Source organism: Beijerinckiaceae bacterium, from assembly GCA_004564215.1.
Lineage (GTDB): Bacteria > Pseudomonadota > Alphaproteobacteria > Rhizobiales > Beijerinckiaceae > Methylocapsa.
The window spans coordinates 2541020-2559031 of sequence record CP024846.1; the positions used below are offsets into that span (position 1 = coordinate 2541020).

The window sequence follows — 18012 nt, forward strand, 5'->3', positions numbered from 1 at the left end:
CCTAAGGTGATCAGGCAATCCCCTCATGATCCGGAAAAATGCAACGAAATCATGTCCAAGATTTTGTTTATGCGCGACTTTTGACCGTCGTCGGCGGGTTGCGTCGGGGCCCGATCGATCTCAAACTTTGAATCTCACATAAAAATTACCAAATCCCTTATTTAACAACGGGATCTGGTTTCCTCGGCTTGATCGGTATCAAGCATCCGCTCGGGACGCGCCGGTGCAACCGGCTTTTTGGGCGGATAAGGGTGAGAGCGGCCGCTGTAATCGACGACGCGGTAGCTCTGCCCGTTTGCGGTTTCCGTCAGATAATTCGGGCCAATCGGGGACTTGCCGTGACCGCCGGGAATATCAAGCACATATTCCGGCTGGCAAACGCCCGACACGCGGCCTCGCAATTGCCGCATCAGATCGCGTCCTTTCGCGATGGGCACCCGAAAATGCGCGGTTCCCGGCGCAAGATCGAGCTGATGCAGATAATAGGGCTTGATTCTGGCCTCCACGAAGGCGCGCATGAGATGGGTCAGAGTCTCAATGTCATCATTTACGCCGGCCAGCAGCACGCTCTGGCTGAGCAGAGGAATTCCTGCATCCGCCAGCCGCGCGCAGGCTGCCCGCGCGGGTGTGGAAAGCTCCCTCGGATGATTGGCGTGCAAGGCAACGTAGACTGTTTTGCCGGAAGACCGCAGACAGTCGATAAGCCGGGCGGTGATTTTGCCGGGGTCGACAATCGGCACGCGGGTGTGCAGGCGGATGACCTTGACGTGGTCGATCGTTTCCAGCCTTGCCAAAATATCGGTGAGCCGGCGCGTTGACATCGTCAAGGGATCGCCGCCGGTCAAAATTACCTCCCAGATCTCGCTATGGTCCGCGATATAGGCGATGGCGGTCGCGAGCGCCTTCGGAGCAAGATAGGCTGGGCTATTCGGTCCGACGACCGAGCGGCGGAAGCAAAACCGGCAGTAGACCGGACAGATATGCAGCAATTTTAGGAGAACGCGGTCCGGGTAGCGGTGGACAACCCCTTCGACCGGTGTGAAGGCCATGTCGCCAATCGGATCGGCCCTTTCGTCCGGCTGCACGGCGAGTTCGGCCACATCCGGAATAAACTGACGGGCGATCGGATCATCGGGATCGGCGGCATCGATCAGGCCCGCGACGGATTCCGTGAGAGCAATGGCATAGGCTTTTGAAACAAGCTCGATCGATGCCCTCTTTGGCTCGGGGAGGAGGCCCGCGGCGATAAGATCGGCGGCACTCCGTAGGGTTCCCGAAGATTTCTTCATTTCGGCAGGGCGCCCTGCGCGACTGGGGTCCATATCACCTGTTCAATGTGGGCAGCGCCGGTGGCGAGCATGACCAGCCTGTCGAACCCGAGCGCAATCCCGCTTGCAGCCGGCATGATCGTCAGCGCTTGCAGAAAATCTTCGTCGATCGGATAGGCTTCGCCATAAATCCTGCGCCGTTCAGCCATTTCGACCTCGAAACGTCGGCGTTGTTCGGCGGCGTCTGTCAGTTCCCCGAACCCGTTGGCGAGTTCGACGCCGCAGGCATAAAGCTCAAATCTTTCTGCGAACCGCCGGTCCTCCTGCAATCTCGCGAGGGCCGCCTCGCTTGCCGGATAATCCATGAGGATCGTCGGGCGGCCATGGCCGAGATTCGGCTCGATCTTCTCGGACAGAATTTTGCTGAAGACATCCGACCAACTGTCGTCTTCGGTGGTTCGGATTCCATGGGCCCGCGCCCCTGTGGCCAGGGCATTGCGGTCGGCTTCGGATCCGGAGAGCGTGGCAATAAGATCGATTCCCGCATATTGGTCGAAGGCCTCCGCGACCGTCAGAATTTCCGGTTCCTCGAAGGGATCGGCGATATGACCGCCAAAGCGCAGGTCGCGACTGCCGGCGGCGGCAACGGTGCGTGCAAGAAGCCCGGCACAATCCTCGATCAGTCTCTGGTAGGGCTCGCCCGCACGATACCATTCGAGCATGGTGAATTCCGGATGGTGAAGCCGGCCCCTCTCGCGGTTCCTGAAAACATGCGCGAAGCTGAAAATCCGCTCCTCGCCGGCGGCCAGCAATTTCTTGGCCGCGAATTCGGGCGAGGCATGGAGGTAGAGCTTGGTTGCGGCACCGCTTGCATCGACGAATTCGGTGCCGAAGGCGCTGATATGGGTTTGGTTCCCGGGCGAAACCTGAAGAATCGCCGGATCGACCTCCAAGAAGTGCTCGGAGTTGAAGAATCCGCGCGCGGCCTCGACCATCTTGGCACGGCTTTTCAGAAAGGGACGCCGGTCCCGGTGAACATGAGGGTGCCACCAGGGCGAGGGTTCGGGCGGGAGCTTGCTCATTTGTCCTGTTTCACTCGATCTGCGCCTTGGAAGGGCCCACGTTGTTTGTCTTGACGCTTCCGTTTCCGCGCGCCAAGGGTCGATCCGCGAAAATGCTCTGGCGAAACGCCGCAAGATGGCTATTGTGCCGCCCGTCATCAATTTGCAAGCCAGCGCTTCAAGTTACTAATCGTATAGAGGAAAGCCAGTGAAAGTCATCGCCAGTTCAATTCGGAAAGGAAACATTATCGAGAGGGACGACGGTCAACTCTATGTCGTGCTGACCGCGGAGAGTTTTCATCCGGGCAAAGGCACGCCGACCACCCAGATCGATATGCGGCGCCTGTCCGACGGTGTGAAAACGACCGATCGCTACAAGACCACTGAACAAGTCGAACGCGCTTATGTCGAGGATGCGAATTTCAGTTATTTGTATCAGGATGCCGACGGCTACACCTTTATGAACTCGGACAGTTACGATCAGATCATCGTGCCCGCGGAGGTCATCGGGGACCAGTCGGTCTATTTGCAAGAGGGCATGAATTGCGTGTTGTCGATCTTTAACGGCGTCGCCGTCGGGATCCAGCTTCCCGCCAGGGTAACGCTCGAAGTTGTCGAGACCGAGCCCGCGATGAAGGGCCAAACCGCATCGTCTTCTTACAAGCCTGCAAAGCTATCGAACGGTGCCAGGGTCATGGTGCCCCCGCATATTTCTCCAGGCACACGGATTATCGTACAGACCGAAGACGGGTCTTACGTGGAACGTGCCAAGGATTGAAATCCGCCCGCCGGCAGGCTTGGCAGCTGGTGTTCGCGCACTCATTTTTTGATCTTTGCCGATTCCTTTCATTCAACCCCAGTGGAGGAACCAAGATATACCGGCGACGTTTGCGAGCCGACCCCAACGTGGTGTCGCAACATTAAAGGAGACCTCTTATGTTGAAGACGCTCGCCTTGTCCGCCTCGGTTCTCGCTCTCGCCGGCGGCCTAGCTTTCGCAGAAACCACGATGACCAAAGATCCGCATACCGGCCGCTCGGTTGTGACAAATCCGTCGTCGTCGCTGTCGACCAACCGCTGGCTCGCATCCGACGTCTATAAGGCGGATGTATATGATGCTTCCGAACATAAGATTGGCGACATCGTCGATTTGATGATCGACAACAATGGCAACGTTACGTCGGCCATCATCGGCGTCGGCGGGTTCCTGGGCGTCGGTGAAAAGGACGTCGCGATTCCCTTCAAGGAGCTGAAGGTTTCGACCCGCAATGGCAAGGATTGGCTGGTCCTTAATCGCACGAAGGAAGATTTGAAGGCCGCGCCTGCCTACGACAAGAAGATGGGCACAAACAAGATGTGATCTGGGGGAATGAAGGCCGCGATCGGAGCGGCTTCAGCTCTCCCTTGATCTTGGCAGGTCAGCCCTTCCTGCGCTTTCTCTCCCCTTTTAAGCACAAACTCCGGAGAGCTCGGCTCTCCGGAGCCCGCCGGCCAAGCCTGTTCCGGGCAAGTTCGGGGTGGAATTATGTCGCGGGAACAAAATGGAAGATCGAGAGTTCAGGCGTCGTAGGGGATCCTCTGCGAATTGCCTGATTTGGTCGCGCTCGGAGGCGATGAGTGAACAATAGATTACGCCCCAGTCCCGTGATCGTTAGTCCGATCTTAACTATAAGCGACGACCAAGCAAGAGCTTAACAGAGTAGTTTTTAAGGGTTTAACCTGGAAGTAAGTAAAATCAGGTCTAATTATCGCTTGGTCCGGCAGCATTAAAGTACAAATACCATGAACGCCAACCCCAATGCTCACGGCTTTTTCGACGGCTCGTTTTCCCGCCTTGAAAGCAGGTTCGAGAAGGTCGACACGGGGACCTTTGTGGAGCGTTCTGTCCAGGCGCAGTTCGGGCGCAGCTTGCGAAAGCTTTATCCTTTGCCTTCGGTGCACTCCGAGCCCAACGAGGTGCATATTTTGCTGCAAAAAATCCAAGCAAAGCTCGGGGAAAATTTCTAAACTCCCTTCTTAGGAAGTGAATTCCCCGACGTGGCGCGTCCTGATGACGCCTTGCTCCGAGGGTGCGGCTTCCGATTTCCGGCGAATTGATCCCTCTCAGAGACCAGAAGACTTGCTCCTATTCGCCGGGGGCCTTCGCCTCAATCGCCAATGCATGGATTCCGGCATTGAATTCTGGCGCCAAGAGCTCGTTGATGGCACGATGGCGATCGACCCGGCTCTTGCCTCGGAAGGCTTCCGCTATCACCTTAACATGAAAGTGGGTCTCGCCGGAGTGGTCGGCTGTGCCGTGGCGCGTGACAACATGCGCATGTCCGGCATGTTTGTCTGACTCATCCTTAATTTCGATCGATTCTGGGGAAAAAGCGGCTTGTAATTTTGCCTTGATGCGATCGCTCATTGTCGTCTTGCTCTGATCCTTCATGTCAAGGTCGCCTTCGAAAAAAAATCTCGCCCGGTTCATCAGCCCAAGCAGGTCAATTATTATTTTAACGCTTCGATTCGCTTGCGGCTATCCCAAAGACATTCATAATGCGGGGCTATGAATTTAAACTCACGTCTCTTCGACCGCATCAGGGTCAAGTCAAAACAAAAAGAGCCGCAGCGCCAGCAATGGATACGCTGCGAGCATCCAGGCTGTAGCGAAGCGGGCGAGTTTCGCGCGCCAAAAGGCCGCCTGCGGGAAGGCCAGTATTTTTGCTTTTGCCTTGACCATGTCCGCGAATACAACGCTTCTTATAATTATTTCAACGGGATGACTGCCGAAGCGATGGCCGATTATCAGCGCGACGCACTGGTTGGCCATCGACCGACTTGGTCGATGGGCGCCAATCGCGGCGCGAAGAATTTTCGGGAAGAGGGTGACGATCCGTCGCATTCGGGCGATCCACTTGCGATGTTCGCGGCAAACGGTCGGCCTTATTCTAGGGAAGAACCTCGCAGGCCCCGCTACGGGCTCGCGGCGATGAAAGCCCTGGATCAGTTGGGCCTCGACGACAGTGTGGACATGGTCGCGATCAAGGCCCGTTACAAGGATTTGGTGAAGCGCCTTCATCCCGACGCCAATGCCGGCGACCGGTCGAACGAAGATAAATTGCGCGAGATCATCCGCGCCTACAATTACCTGAAGTCAGTGAAGCCTGCCTAGGGAGTTCGCGGTGCCCGTCGATTTTCAGGGCATTTTTGGAAGCTTTCGCGAACGACAGCTTGACGGCCGCCGACCAAGCCTAAAAAGTTCGGCCGGCATGGAGGACGAATGCAAGGTATTATGATCGACGAAGGCGCCGCCGTTGGCGGCCTGCCCGACATGAAGATTTCGGTGCGCCAGGTTTTTGGCATCGATACCGATTTGGAGGTGCCGGCCTATTCGAGCGCCGATCCGCACGTGCCCGACCTCGACCCGGATTATTTGTTTGATCATGACACGACGCTCGCCATCCTGGCGGGCTTCGCAAAAAATCGCCGCGTCATGATCACCGGCTTTCACGGAACCGGCAAATCAACGCATGTCGAACAGGTTGCGGCGCGGCTGAATTGGCCTTGCGTGCGGATCAATCTCGACAGCCACGTTTCGCGTGTGGATCTGATCGGCAAGGATGCCATTGTCGTCAAGGACGGTATGCAGGTGACGGAATTCAGGGATGGGATTCTGCCCTGGGCCTTGCAGAACAATGTCGCCCTTTGTTTCGATGAATATGATGCGGGCCGCCCCGACGTGATGTTCGTCATCCAGCGTGTCCTCGAAGTGTCCGGCCGTCTCACTTTGCTCGACCAGAGCCGGGTGATCAGGCCGCATCCGGCCTTCCGGCTGTTTTCGACGACCAACACGATTGGCCTCGGCGACACCTCTGGGCTCTATCACGGAACCCAGCAGATCAACCAGGGGCAGATGGACCGCTGGTCCATCGTCACGACGCTGAATTATCTGCCGCACGACAAGGAAGTGGACATTGTCCTGGCCAAGGTGAAGCGGTTCCAGGCCAATAAGGAAGGCCGCGATACGATCAATAAAATGGTTCGCGTCGCCGATCTGACCCGCAACGCTTTCATTGCAGGCGACCTGTCGACCGTGATGAGCCCGCGCACGGTGATCACCTGGGCGGAAAATACCGAAATCTTTGCCGACGTCGGCTTTGCCTTCCGGCTGACTTTTCTCAACAAATGCGATGAATTGGAGCGTACCCTCGTTGCGGAGTTCTATCAGCGCTGCTTCGGCAAGGAACTTCCAGAGAGCGCGATCAACGTCGTGATGAGCTGAGCCGATCGGCGCAGATGAGGGTGCAATAGGTGTTGCCTTGACCGGCTCGAACCAAAAGCCACCGGGCAAATCGCCGGCCGCGCAGGAGCCGTTCAAGAGAGCCGTCGCGGCCTGCATGCGCGCCTTGTCGAGGTCGCCGCAGCTCGAAGTGACCTATGCGGCCGAACGCCCGAGCTTGATTCTGACGGGGGCGAGCGCCAAGGCGCGTCTGCCCGAACCCTCGCGCAAACTCGATGCGCGTGAAGCCGCGATCCTGCGCGGGCACGCCGATTCGATGGCTCTGCGGCTGACCTGCCATAATATTGATGTGCATCGGCGGCTCACCCCGCCAGCCCCTGCTGCGCGGGCGGTTTTTGATGCTGTCGAACAGGCCCGTGTCGAGGCGATCGGCTCGCGGCGGATGCAGGGCGTGGCCAGCAATCTGGATGCGATGCTCGATGACCGCTGTCAGCGCGCCCACTATGCCGATGTCGCAACCCGTGCCGAGGCCCCACTCGAGGACGCGCTCGCGATGATCGTGCGCGAACGTCTCACTGGCCTCAAGCCGCCCAAGAACGCCCAAAGAATTGTCGATCTCTGGCGCCCTTGGGTCGAGGAGCGCGCCGCCGCCGATCTCGACAAGCTTGGATCGGCGATCGAGGATCAGCGTGCCTTCGCCGTCGCCGTTCACAAGCTCCTGACCTCTCTCGAAATGATCGAAGAGGGCGCGCTCGACGGCAATCCCGAGGAAGAAGAAAGTGGTGGCGACGAGCAGGACGCCGGAGCGGAAAACGAGACGGAGGAAGGCGCGGAGGATCACACCGGGGATTCGAGCCGCAGCGAGACCGTCGAGGCCTCCTCCGATCCGACGGAAGAAGACGATACGGAGTCGGCCGATGCGCCAACCGGGGAGTTCGACGAAGAGGCCGAGCTTTCCGACTCCGAAGAAGCTGCCGATCCACGCCGGCCGCCCTCGCCGGCCAGCACCGACCCCCGCGCCTCGGATTATAAGGCTTTCACCAAAAAATATGACGAGGTGGTCGCCGCCGAGGATCTTTGCGACGCGGAGGAGCTTGAGCGGCTGCGCTCTTATCTCGACAAGCAATTGAGCAACCTCTCCTCGATTGTCGCGCGGCTGGCCAATCGTTTGCAGCGCCGTCTCATGGCGCAGCAGAGCCGGTCCTGGGAGTTCGACCTTGAGGAAGGCATTCTGGATCCGGCAAGGCTTCCGCGGATCATCATGGATCCGCAGCAGCCGCTGTCGTTCAAGCGCGAGAAGGATACCGAGTTCCGCGATACAGTGGTGACGCTCCTCATTGACAATTCGGGTTCGATGCGCGGGCGGCCGATTACGGTTGCGGCCACCTGCGCCGATATTTTGGCTCGAACGCTGGAGCGTTGCGGCGTCAAGGTCGAGATCCTGGGTTTCACCACCCGTGCGTGGAAGGGCGGTCAGTCGCGCGAGGCTTGGCTGCAGGCGAACAAACCGCCGGCGCCGGGCCGTCTCAACGATCTCCGCCACATTATCTACAAATCGGCCGATGCGCCTTGGCGGCGATCACGCAAGCATCTCGGCCTTATGATGCGCGAAGGACTTCTGAAGGAAAACATCGATGGCGAGGCGCTCGATTGGGCGCATCGCCGGCTTCTCGCGCGGCCCGAACAGCGGCGCATATTAATGATGATTTCCGACGGCGCGCCCGTCGACGATTCGACGCTATCCGTCAATCCCGGGAATTATCTCGAAAAGCATTTGCGGTTCATGATCGAGGAGATTGAGACGCGTTCACCCGTGGAGCTCATTGCGATCGGCATCGGTCACGACGTGACCCGCTATTATCGCCGCGCTGTGACAATTGTAGATGCGGAAGAACTCGGCGGCGCGATGACCGACAAGCTGGCCGAACTGTTCGACGAGACGGCGCGGCCGAAACGGGGCGCGCTTCGTCAGCGAGGGGGAGCGGCGCAGCAAGCACGCGCAAGCGCCGCGCGTCGCTTGTTGCATTGAAGTCTGGCCGACCGGCTCACCGGCGTCGGAAAGCGGTTGGGATCATTTGTCGCTCTGAGCCGTTTCCCGCCTAGAGCATGTTCCGAAAAAGTTGACCGACTTTTTCGATCAGAACATGCTCCAACTCGTTGAACTTGAGCGATTCCTTTTCGATCAGATGATTCCATCCGATCGGGAAGCGCTCTAGCCGGCGTCTTCGATCGAAGGCTTTCTGCACATGATGAAGATTGCTCTCGAAGAACATTTTATTTTTCCGAATTTCCTCGACTATCTGGCGCAGGGAATGCCGAAGGTCTCGACAGAGGCCTATGCGCAGCTCGTGGCGCAATTGTCGGATTTTGGCGAGGGGAGGCTGGCTGCCATGGGTGCGGCGGGCGTCGAGCTTTCCGTTCTCTCGCTCTCCGGCCCCGGTGTGCAGATCGAGCCGGACGCGGCAATTGCTGTGAAGCTCGCACGGCAGGCCAACGATCTTCTCGCCGTGGAAGTGCAACGCCAGCCGAATCGCTACAGTGGCTTTGCTCACCTGGCCATGCAGGATCCGGCTGCCGCCGCCAATGAGCTTGAGCGTTCAGTGCGCGATCTCGGCTTCGTCGGCGCTATGGTCAACGGTCACACCAACGGCATCTATCTCGACGAGCCGCGCTACGCGCCATTTTGGGAGCGAATGCAGGCCCTCGACGTGCCGCTCTATCTTCATCCTGCCGACTCGTACATCAAGCCTTACGTTTTGGAGGGCTGAGACGAACTGCTGAAACCCACCTGGGAATGGAATATCGAGACATCCTCGCATTTTCTGCGGCTTGTCTTTGCCGGTGTTTTCGACCGCTATCCCGGTCTTAAAATTATACTCGGGCACATGGGCGAAACGCTTCCCTATGTGCTGTGGCGGCTCGACAGCCGCGCCGCGCTCATTGTCGACAAGCGCCCGCTGGAAATGCCGCCATCGGCCTATCTCAAGCGCAATCTTTACGCCACCACCTCAGGTCAGTGCTCCGACGTGCCCTTGATTGCGGCGCTCTCGGGGATAGGCGAGGATCATGTGTTGTTTTCGGTCGACTATCCCTATGAAGATTCTGCGACCGCGGGACGGTTCCTCGATGCGGCGGCGATCGACGAAAAGATTCGCGACAAGGTTGCCCGCCTCAATGCGGCCAGCCTCATGAACCTCAAGCTGTAAGGGTCGCGAACTCTTATCGATCCTTGGCGCTCGGAAAGAACCACCTGCCGTTCCTGATCGGCAGAAAGCTCCCATCATCGACCCCGACCTCTTCATCGATCCGCGCATTGAGCTTTGCATTCATGGCCATGACGAGCTCCCCATTGTTTTTCTTATCGTCAGCCAGATTGGTAATTTCTTCCGGATCGGTTTTTAGATCATAAAGCTCGATGTCATTTTTGCTGACCAATTCCTCCCAGGTCGTGGGCCGGTTGAAATCGATCTGCCCGAAATAGCGGCTAAAGCGATAACGTCCATCGAACACGCTGCGAATCGCGCAGCGGTTCTGGAAGTTGGGTTCGTTTTTTTGCGCAGCCTTGATTTTTTTCTGCGCTGGCTCATGGGAGTCCATGAAGAACACCATCTTATCAGCCCATTTAATGTCCTGGAAGGTGAACATGTTGTAATTGAAGAGGGAGGCCGGGCGCAGCGTATCGACGCTCGCCGTCTGGGGTGCGCCCAGCAGCTTGGAGAAGTCGCGTCCCTTAAGATCGGCGGTTGCCTTGGCGAGCTTTTCGGCCGGGGCTCCCGTCAGAGCGAGCAGCGTCGGCGTCAGATCGATCTGAGAGGTCACAGCCTTGCATTCGGTTCCGCCCGGATAGGCGGGATGAACAATCATGAGCGGCAGATGGTTCTGCTGCCTGTAGGTGCAGTTTCCTTTGCCGCGCATTTGATGGTTGCCGCCAAGCTCGCCATGGTCGGCGGTAAATACGATGATCGTGTTCTTATCCATGCAGGATTGCTTCAAGGCCTCCAACACGGCAACGACCTGGCGATCACAGTCACGAATGCAGTTGAAATAATAATTCCTCAAGAGCCGCCAGCGACGGTCTTCATTGGGCCACTGGCCGACCAGCAGGTCCTGGACTTCCTGGTAGATCTGATGGGCCTTGGGCCGGCCAGGGGCGTCGAGAGACTGGCCCCGGGTGGGGGGCAGTGGAACCTCGTCCCATTTTGCCCGGTAAATTTCATCATCCGGGGTGCGCATGATGGGCATCGCTGTTTTCTTGCCCTGCACGGTCTCGTCCGGCAAATCCGAATTGATGTACATGACATCATGCGGGTTGACGAAATTGACCGCGAGATACCAAGGCGTTCCCTCGGCTTTCAGTGCCTCTCCCTTGGTGCGCATCCAACTCGTCACGGCGGCGGTTGTCGTATCGTCGTAGGTGTATCCGCCAAGGCCCTTGTCGATGATATCGCCCATGCCGAAGAAATCGGCGAATCCATAGGATTGGATGATCTCGCGATATTTTGGGAACGGCGCGTCAATCGCGTGCGCGACAACATCCAGATTGGCGCTTAAGTGCCATTTGCCTTGATAGGATGCATAATAGCCAACTTCCGCCATTCGGTGCCCGACGGTCAACACTTTGGTCGACATGTCCGGCTGCCAGGGGCTGTTCAGATTATCGAATATGCCCGAGTGCTGAATGTGCTGCCCGGTATATATGGTCGAGCGGGCAGGAGAGCAGACGCAAGACGCCGCCTGATGATTTTTAAAGGTGATTCCGTTCTTCTTGATCCATTCCCGCCCCGGGACGGGAAAGGGCCATGGATCAAAGAAATGCTCCTGATCGACCAAGATGAATAATATGTTGTACCCGCCGGGCGGCGCATCTGGCGGCAGGATTTTTTGCGCGGGAGCTGCGGCTACCCTTTCAGCCTGGGTCGCCTCCGGCAAGACATTGGCGCCGAGCAGGGCGGCTCCGCTCGCCATGAGTGCGCGGCGGGATGGATGGGCGACGCGGTCGGAAGAATCTGTCATGTGCTTGCTCACAGCCTGGCCGGATTCTACAGAGCCTCAGCGTCGTTTGGACCGCAGCGTCGGCGAGGGGACATAATCTTTCGCGCCGTGGCCGAGCATGAGCGTCTTGAGCTCCCGCTCGCCGATCACGCGGCCAAGCTCCCTGAAGCTAAAGAACGGAATCAGAGCAACACAAACGATTGTCGCCGCCGAAACGATTCCGCGCAGGCTTCCGCCGCCGATTTCCGGGAAGCTCTCTGCAATCGTCTTGCCTTCGACGACGCCGACAAGCACTCTTTCGACGATGTGAAAACAGATCAGCAGCAGGGTGAAGATGACGGAGCGGTACACAATGGGATAGACCAGGGGCCGATCCTTGAACCGCTGCCCAAGGTGAAAATTTTCTGCAACAAGCATGACTTTTGCCAGCATGAACGCATTGATGGCGGCAAAACCCTGCATTTTGAAATTGACGTGATGCTCGGCCAGAACGATCGAGTCATTGAGAGCGAATAAACCGAACAGAACCCAAAGATAGAAAAAGATCCCGAGAAATCGCCTGAGCTCATCGAGGGCGCGTTCTTTTACCGTGGGCTTGATTTCCTTCACAACGGGCTTGGGTTTGCCCAATCTTCGTTTCACCGCCACGTCGCTGCTCCAGGTCTGCCCTCACGCCGAGTGGCGCGCTTGCACGATCCATCGGCGAGACAATGTTGCATGGCGGGATAGGATTTGTCAGCAGCCTCTTCGCTTCACGGCCGACGGTAAATGATGAAGGGGCAGAGGCAGGGCGAACCGAAGTGACTGAAGGCTCAATGCACGGCTGAAAACAAGTCAGCCAGATCGCAAGGCGCTCGCGCTCGTCATAATGATTGCTCGGAAGGCTGCCGGAGCCGTGTTCGGCGGCGAGGAGATCAGCAGGGGAGGGATAGGCTCTGGAGAGAGGGGCGCCGGAGCCTATCCCTAAACCTCAGGCCTGCTGGATCGCCGACAATTTCCAGTCGCCGGGACCGCCGCCGACGGGACGGGTAAAGGTCCAAACCTCGGTTGCCTCCTGCGGCACCGCCGGATCGCCGGAGACGATCTTGTTGGTATTGCGATCGACCATCGTATCGATCATGGAAAACCGCATGGCAACGGTGGCAAACTCGCTCTGCGGCTCGCGCCAAGCCTCCGACAGGTCGCCTTGCAGAAAATTCACCGCGGAGATTTTATTTACCACACCGTTTTTGGCGTTGCTGGCGACCTCCTCGGCAAAATAAGAAGCCATTTCCGGGGTCGACAAGGCCCGCAGCGACGCGATGTCTTCCGCCCCGAACGCCGTTTCAAGAGCGCTGAGCCTTTGCTCGAACACGGCGAAATCCGCAGGGGTGACATCGAGTTTGGTGCCTCTGTTTACGCCTGCTTGTCCGCCTCCGAAGCCTGGGAAGCCGCCTGGCGCTCCAGCTCCCGTTTGACCCAAGCCGGATTGAAAGGCCGAAGCGCCCTGCATGGCGGGACGACGTCCGCGCAGAAAGCCCATCACTAATTTAAACAGGAGGAACAGAAGCCCGATTTGAAGCAACAAGCCCAGGATCGACATGCCGCCGCCGAGGCCGCCAAACATCCCATGCCCGAACAGCATGCCGAAAAGCCCGGCGCCGATAAAGCCGCCGAGGAGGCCGCGCCCGAAGCCGCCGGAAAGAAATCCGCCCGAATTGGCTGCGGGGCGGCCGAAAACGCCTTGGTTGGGAGACGTCATGGACCTCTCCATCGGTGCGGCCCCCCGTGGCGCCGTCGGTGTCGACCAGGGCGTGCTGAAGGTACGCCCGCCGCGGCTGCCGAAGGAGGAGCCGTTGCCGGCGCGGGCAAAAGCGTCCCCGGCGAAGCCCAGCGCAAGCGTTGCAGCAAGGGTCAAAATCAAGGTTTTCTGGCGAAGCGCCATCGATTTAATCCTAACGTTGCGCGGACGCACTCCCGTCCGCACCGGCTATATGGGGAGCGTTCGGCTATTCGGCAAAGGAAATCGGAGGATTACGGTTCTTTTCGTTGGGAGACCGGCACTGCGGTGAGGCGGGTGTTGATGCTAGCCACCTCGTCCAGATAGCGAAACCGGGGATCGAGGACCGCGGTCGCCCGGAAATGGCTGCGATCCCGATAAAGCGGTGCGCCATCCCGGTCCGTCGTCGGGCAGCGATGCGCGTCGCAAAGATAGTTGGCCGGATCGACAAAGCTGCCGCCCACCGACGCCGCAAGCGACATTAACCGGCTTTTAATAGGGAAGAAGAAGTTCTCGAAACGGTCGCGGTCGAAATATTCGACCTCTGTTGTGTCGATTTGCAGGAATTTTCGTTTTGCAAGCTCCGCCGGCACATTCCATTTGCCGAAGGGCGTGGGCGAAACGATGACGACATCGCTTCCGCGCTTGCGCAACTCAAGCAGCCGGGATGCAAGCTGGGAAAATGCCCCATCGACATTGTCGTAATAGTTTACGCGATCCAATTCTCCGGTGCAGGACTCGCCTTTGACAAAGCAAATCTCGCCGCTGAACGGAATGAAGTAATCGTACCACAAGGATACGAGCACGATGCGTTTGAAACCGCGGCTCTCGGCAAATTGCAGCGCCTTGTCGATGAAGCCATTGCAGTTCAGCCGATCATGGACCATTCGGATGCCGGTGAGGGGCGGGCAGCCGGGCGATGTCAGAAAGGTGAAGGAGCTTTCCGGGTGAGTCTTTGCATATTCTGAAAAGCGGCTGAATATCTGCATGGCGAAGGAATCGCCGATGAAGAGGACGCCGGGATTCTGAGGTGAACCGAGCTGGCAGGGCTGCAGATTGCCGGCATCGTCCATGCCGTTGCAACTGCGTGGATAGCCCCAATCGGTGGCGGCCTTCGTATAAAGGGCAAATTGTCCTTGCCCCCCCGGCATGCGATTCCCCAGTCCGTCATTGACGGTGACGACCATCGCAAGGCCGACGGTGAGCGCCGTCGCGGCGCCGCCCAAAACCAGCCGGGGCCGTTTCTCCTGGCCGAAGGGCGTGTTCGAAATTCTCTTGGCCAGTGCCAGAAGAAGGCCGCCCGTGGTGATGATCGCCGCCAGGATCAGGATTTCGCAGATGATCTTTTGCGGCGTCGTCGTCGTGAAATCGAAGTAGATCGCGGCGACCGCCACCGGCCAATGCCAGAGATAAATGGAGTAGGACCATTTGCCGACCGTCTGAACGATGGCGTTTCTGAACGCATAGCCGTTCGCCCGGTTGGCGGCGATGACAAGGCACGTGCCAACCACCGGCAGCAGCGCCGAGTAAGATGGCCAGGCCATGTTCTTGTCAAAGTAGACAAGCGAGAGACCGATGAACGCCAGCCCGCTGGCCAGCAGCGGCCAGGAATAGCGCTGCTCGCTGTTCTTGAACTGCAAGGCGACGATCCCGCCGGCGAGCATTTCCCACGCCCGCTGCGGCAGCAGGTAAAAGGCCGAGGCGGGATAAAGCTTCGTCGACCAGATGCATAGCAGCACCGAGAAGACCGCCATCGACCAAAGAATGGGAACGATGAAGCGTCGGGTCCGCTCGAATCGATGCAGCAGCATCAGGATGATCGGATAGATCAGATAGAATTGCCATTCGACCGAAAGGCTCCAGGTATGCAGCAGCCATTTGGTGTTGCTGTCCTGATCGAAATATCCGGTCGCTTCCCAGAACCGGAAATTGGAAAAGAACAGAAGTGCTGAAATCGAGGTCGAGCCGAGGTAATGATAGGTTGTGGGCTCCAGCAGCAGATAGCCAGCCGCCAGCAAACAAAAGCACAGGCCGAGAAGTCCCGGGACGATGCGCTTGGCGCGGTCGTAATAGAATTCCCAAACGCTGAATCTATCCTTGGCCAATCTTCCCATGATGATCGAGGTCATGAGATAGCCGGAGATCACGAAAAAGACGTCGACCCCCACGAAGCCGCCGGGAACGAAATCAACCTTGTAATGAAAAAGAACAACCGCGGTAACCGCCAGCGCCCTCAGGGCATTAATGTCATTTCTGAACTTCATGGCCCACCAATTGCCAATAAAACTGCGGCCGTCCCGCGTCTTTCCTCACTGCGGGCGACAAGGAGCGGAGTTTCGGCGCTCTGCTTACGGACTAGCCGACGAGGGTAGGTTCGCGCTGAATTGCTCATTGATTCCCGCGGCATCATCCAGGAATCGGAAGCGGGTGGTCCGCACGGCGCCCGCCCGCAAATGTCCGCGATCTCGAAAATAAGGGACGCCATCTTCGTCGAAGGTTGGGCAACGATGGCCGTCGCAAAGAAAGTCGAGCGGGTCCACAAATTTGGCGCCGAGCGAGGATGCGAGGGTTTTTAGCCGACTCTTGACCGGCTGAAACCCTTGCTCAAGGTCATCCCGGTTGATGAATTTGATGTCGGTCGCATCGACGCCCCAGAACTGGCGCTTCAACAGCTCCAAGGGCACATCCCAACCGCCATGCGGCGTGGCCGATACAAAGACGATTTCAACGCCGCGATTTTTGAATTCAAGAAGCCGCGTCCGTAATGTTCCGAATGCCTCATCAAGATGTTGGAAATACCAGGAGGGATCCTCATTTAAGGCACAAGTGTTTCCGTTTGGAAAACAAACCGCGCTGTTCTGGGGGATAAAATAGCCGTTCCAGATGGAGGCAAGGACGATGCGTTTGAAATTGCGGGTCTCGGCGAACCGCAGCACCTTGTCGACGAAGCCGTTGCAGTGGAACCTGTCGACGATAATCTGGATGCCGGTGACCGGCGGACAGCTTGAAGACGCCAGAAAGGTGAACGCATTCTCCGGGTGGGTCTTCGCATGTTCGGCAAAGCGGCTGAAATACTGCATGGCGAAGGAATCGCCGATGAAGAGGACGCCGGGATTCTTGGGCGAACCGAGCTGGCAGGGCCGCAAATTGCCGGCATCGTCCATGCCGTTGCAATCGGTGGGATAATCCCAATCCGCGATCACCTTCCGATAGGTTTCCACCTCTCTCAACCCATCGGGCCGCCGGTTGGCGAATCCGTCATTGACGGTGACGACCACCGCGAGGCCGACGGTGAGCGCCGTCGCGGCGCCGCCCAAAACCAGCCGGGGCCGTTTCTCCTGGCCGAAGGGCGTGTTCGAAATTCTCTTGGCCAGCGCCAGAAGAAGGCCGCCCGTGGTGATGATCGCCGCCAGGATCAGGATTTCGCAGATGATCTTTTGCGGCGTCGTCGTCGTGAAATCGAAGTAGATCGCGGCGACCGCCACCGGCCAATGCCAGAGATAAATGGAGTAGGACCATTTGCCGACCGTCTGAACGATGGCGTTTCTGAACGCATAGCCGTTCGCCCGGTTGGCGGCGATGACAAGGCACGTGCCAACCACCGGCAGCAGCGCCGAGTAAGATGGCCAGGCCATGTTCTTGTCAAAGTAGACAAGCGAGAGACCGATGAACGCCAGCCCGCTGGCCAGCAGCGGCCAGGAATAGCGCTGCTCGCTGTTCTTGAACTGCAAGGCGACGATCCCGCCGGCGAGCATTTCCCACGCCCGCTGCGGCAGCAGGTAAAAGGCCGAGGCGGGATAAAGCTTCGTCGACCAGATGCATAGCAGCACCGAGAAGACCGCCATCGACCAAAGAATGGGAACGATGAAGCGTCGGGTCCGCTCGAATCGATGCAGCAGCATCAGGATGATCGGATAGATCAGATAGAATTGCCATTCGACCGAAAGGCTCCAGGTATGCAGCAGCCATTTGGTGTTGCTGTCCTGATCGAAATATCCGGTCGCTTCCCAGAACCGGAAATTGGAAAAGAACAGAAGTGCTGAAATCGAGGTCGAGCCGAGGTAATGATAGGTTGTGGGCTCCAGCAGCAGATAGCCAGCCGCCAGCAAACAAAAGCACAGGCCGAGAAGTCCCGGGACGATGCGCTTGGCGCGGTCGTAATAGAATTCCCAAACGCTGAATCTATCCTTGGCCAATCTTCCCATGATGATCGAGGTCATGAGATAGCCGGAGATCACGAAAAAGACGTCGACCCCCACGAAGCCGCCGGGAACGAAATCAACCTTGTAATGAAAAAGAACAACCGCGGTAACCGCCAGCGCCCTCAGGGCATTAATGTCATTTCTGAACTTCATGGCCCACCAATTGCCAATAAATGCGTCTAATTCTCGGCGATTTGTTGCGGGCCTCAGGGAAGGCGATGGCTTAATCTTTCGGCCCCGGTCTGCCTCGGGGCAAAAAAACCCCGAATAAATCAAAAACCTGCTCAAAGGCTCGGCACGCGAATCCCCGTGCGCGCTGAGCGCGGCATAGCTAGGGTTTGAAACTGGGCAAAATGATGGACAATTCGGCCATATTGAGGGGCCGCGCGTGAATGGCGCCTGGCCCACACCGGCTTTCGGCGGGCCCATCGGTGTGTTAGAAGGCCCGCGAACTTCGCCGGAGAAAGCCATTTCGGCTGCCGGGCGGAGAAGTTGAGAGTGAAACGGTC

At 58.0% G+C, this 18012-nt stretch carries 13 protein-coding genes and 2 pseudogenes; 7 read left to right on the top strand and 8 right to left on the bottom strand.

Features of this window, described 5'->3' with window-relative positions:
* Positions 1-161: 161 nt before the first annotated feature.
* Both CU048_12000 and CU048_12005 read right to left on the bottom strand, forming a co-directional pair.
* The gene (locus CU048_12000) at positions 162-1289 is read right to left on the bottom strand and encodes a lysine-2,3-aminomutase-like protein (GenBank protein QBR71872.1); all 1128 of its coding nucleotides are present in this window, start codon (positions 1287-1289) and stop codon (positions 162-164) included.
* Entirely contained in the window at positions 1286-2350 is a 1065-nt protein-coding gene (locus CU048_12005) for an EF-P lysine aminoacylase GenX (GenBank protein ID QBR71873.1), read from the bottom strand. Before CU048_12005 ends, CU048_12000 begins: the two co-directional genes overlap by 4 nt.
* Before the next feature lie 187 nt (positions 2351-2537).
* On the opposite strand from CU048_12005, the gene efp reads away from it, so the two are divergent.
* From efp to CU048_12020, 3 genes are all read left to right on the top strand, one after another.
* Positions 2538-3107, top strand: a complete 570-nt coding sequence (gene efp / locus CU048_12010) for an elongation factor P (protein QBR71874.1) — start codon at positions 2538-2540, stop codon at positions 3105-3107.
* A 158-nt stretch (positions 3108-3265) separates the two neighbouring features.
* On the top strand, positions 3266-3688 hold the full coding sequence (locus CU048_12015; GenBank protein ID QBR71875.1) for a hypothetical protein: 423 nt from the start codon (positions 3266-3268) through the stop codon (positions 3686-3688).
* Between the two features lie 422 nt (positions 3689-4110).
* Positions 4111-4335 carry a hypothetical protein gene (locus CU048_12020; GenBank protein ID QBR71876.1) on the top strand — a complete coding sequence of 75 codons (225 nt, stop codon included), beginning with the start codon at positions 4111-4113 and terminating at the stop codon, positions 4333-4335.
* A 118-nt stretch (positions 4336-4453) separates the two neighbouring features.
* On the opposite strand, the gene CU048_12025 is transcribed toward CU048_12020, so the two are convergent.
* Positions 4454-4759, bottom strand: coding sequence for a BolA family transcriptional regulator (locus CU048_12025; protein ID QBR72896.1), 306 nt, complete (start codon positions 4757-4759; stop codon positions 4454-4456).
* A gap of 117 nt (positions 4760-4876) precedes the next feature.
* On the opposite strand from CU048_12025, the gene CU048_12030 reads away from it, so the two are divergent.
* The 4 genes and pseudogenes from CU048_12030 (at position 4877) to CU048_12045 (ending at position 9756) form a co-directional block, all read left to right on the top strand.
* A complete protein-coding gene (locus CU048_12030; GenBank protein QBR71877.1) occupies positions 4877-5482 on the top strand; it encodes a molecular chaperone DnaJ in 606 nt (201 codons plus the stop codon).
* Between the two features lie 120 nt (positions 5483-5602).
* Complete coding sequence (gene cobS / locus CU048_12035; GenBank protein QBR71878.1) at positions 5603-6592, top strand: cobaltochelatase subunit CobS; 990 nt, start codon at positions 5603-5605, stop codon at positions 6590-6592.
* 37 nt (positions 6593-6629) lie between these two features.
* Complete coding sequence (gene cobT / locus CU048_12040) at positions 6630-8579, top strand: cobaltochelatase subunit CobT (GenBank protein ID QBR71879.1); 1950 nt, start codon at positions 6630-6632, stop codon at positions 8577-8579.
* 217 nt (positions 8580-8796) lie between these two features.
* Positions 8797-9756 (top strand): annotated as a pseudogene (locus tag CU048_12045) (amidohydrolase).
* 13 nt (positions 9757-9769) lie between these two features.
* Here the strand turns inward: CU048_12045 and CU048_12050 are convergent.
* The 5 genes and pseudogenes from CU048_12050 to CU048_12070 all read right to left on the bottom strand — a co-directional run bounded on the left by CU048_12050 (position 9770) and on the right by CU048_12070 (position 17974).
* On the bottom strand, positions 9770-11563 hold the full coding sequence (locus CU048_12050; GenBank protein QBR71880.1) for an arylsulfatase: 1794 nt from the start codon (positions 11561-11563) through the stop codon (positions 9770-9772).
* 108 nt (positions 11564-11671) lie between these two features.
* Positions 11672-12184, bottom strand: a pseudogene (locus CU048_12055) (hypothetical protein).
* Positions 12185-12512: 328 nt separating this feature from the next.
* The gene (locus tag CU048_12060; GenBank protein ID QBR71881.1) at positions 12513-13466 is read right to left on the bottom strand and encodes a preprotein translocase subunit Tim44; all 954 of its coding nucleotides are present in this window, start codon (positions 13464-13466) and stop codon (positions 12513-12515) included.
* 89 nt (positions 13467-13555) lie between these two features.
* Complete coding sequence (locus CU048_12065; GenBank protein QBR71882.1) at positions 13556-15565, bottom strand: hypothetical protein; 2010 nt, start codon at positions 15563-15565, stop codon at positions 13556-13558.
* An 84-nt stretch (positions 15566-15649) separates the two neighbouring features.
* Positions 15650-17974 (bottom strand): hypothetical protein, encoded by a 2325-nt coding sequence (locus CU048_12070; GenBank protein ID QBR71883.1) that lies wholly within the window; start codon positions 17972-17974, stop codon positions 15650-15652.
* Between the last annotated feature and the right edge of the window lie 38 nt (positions 17975-18012).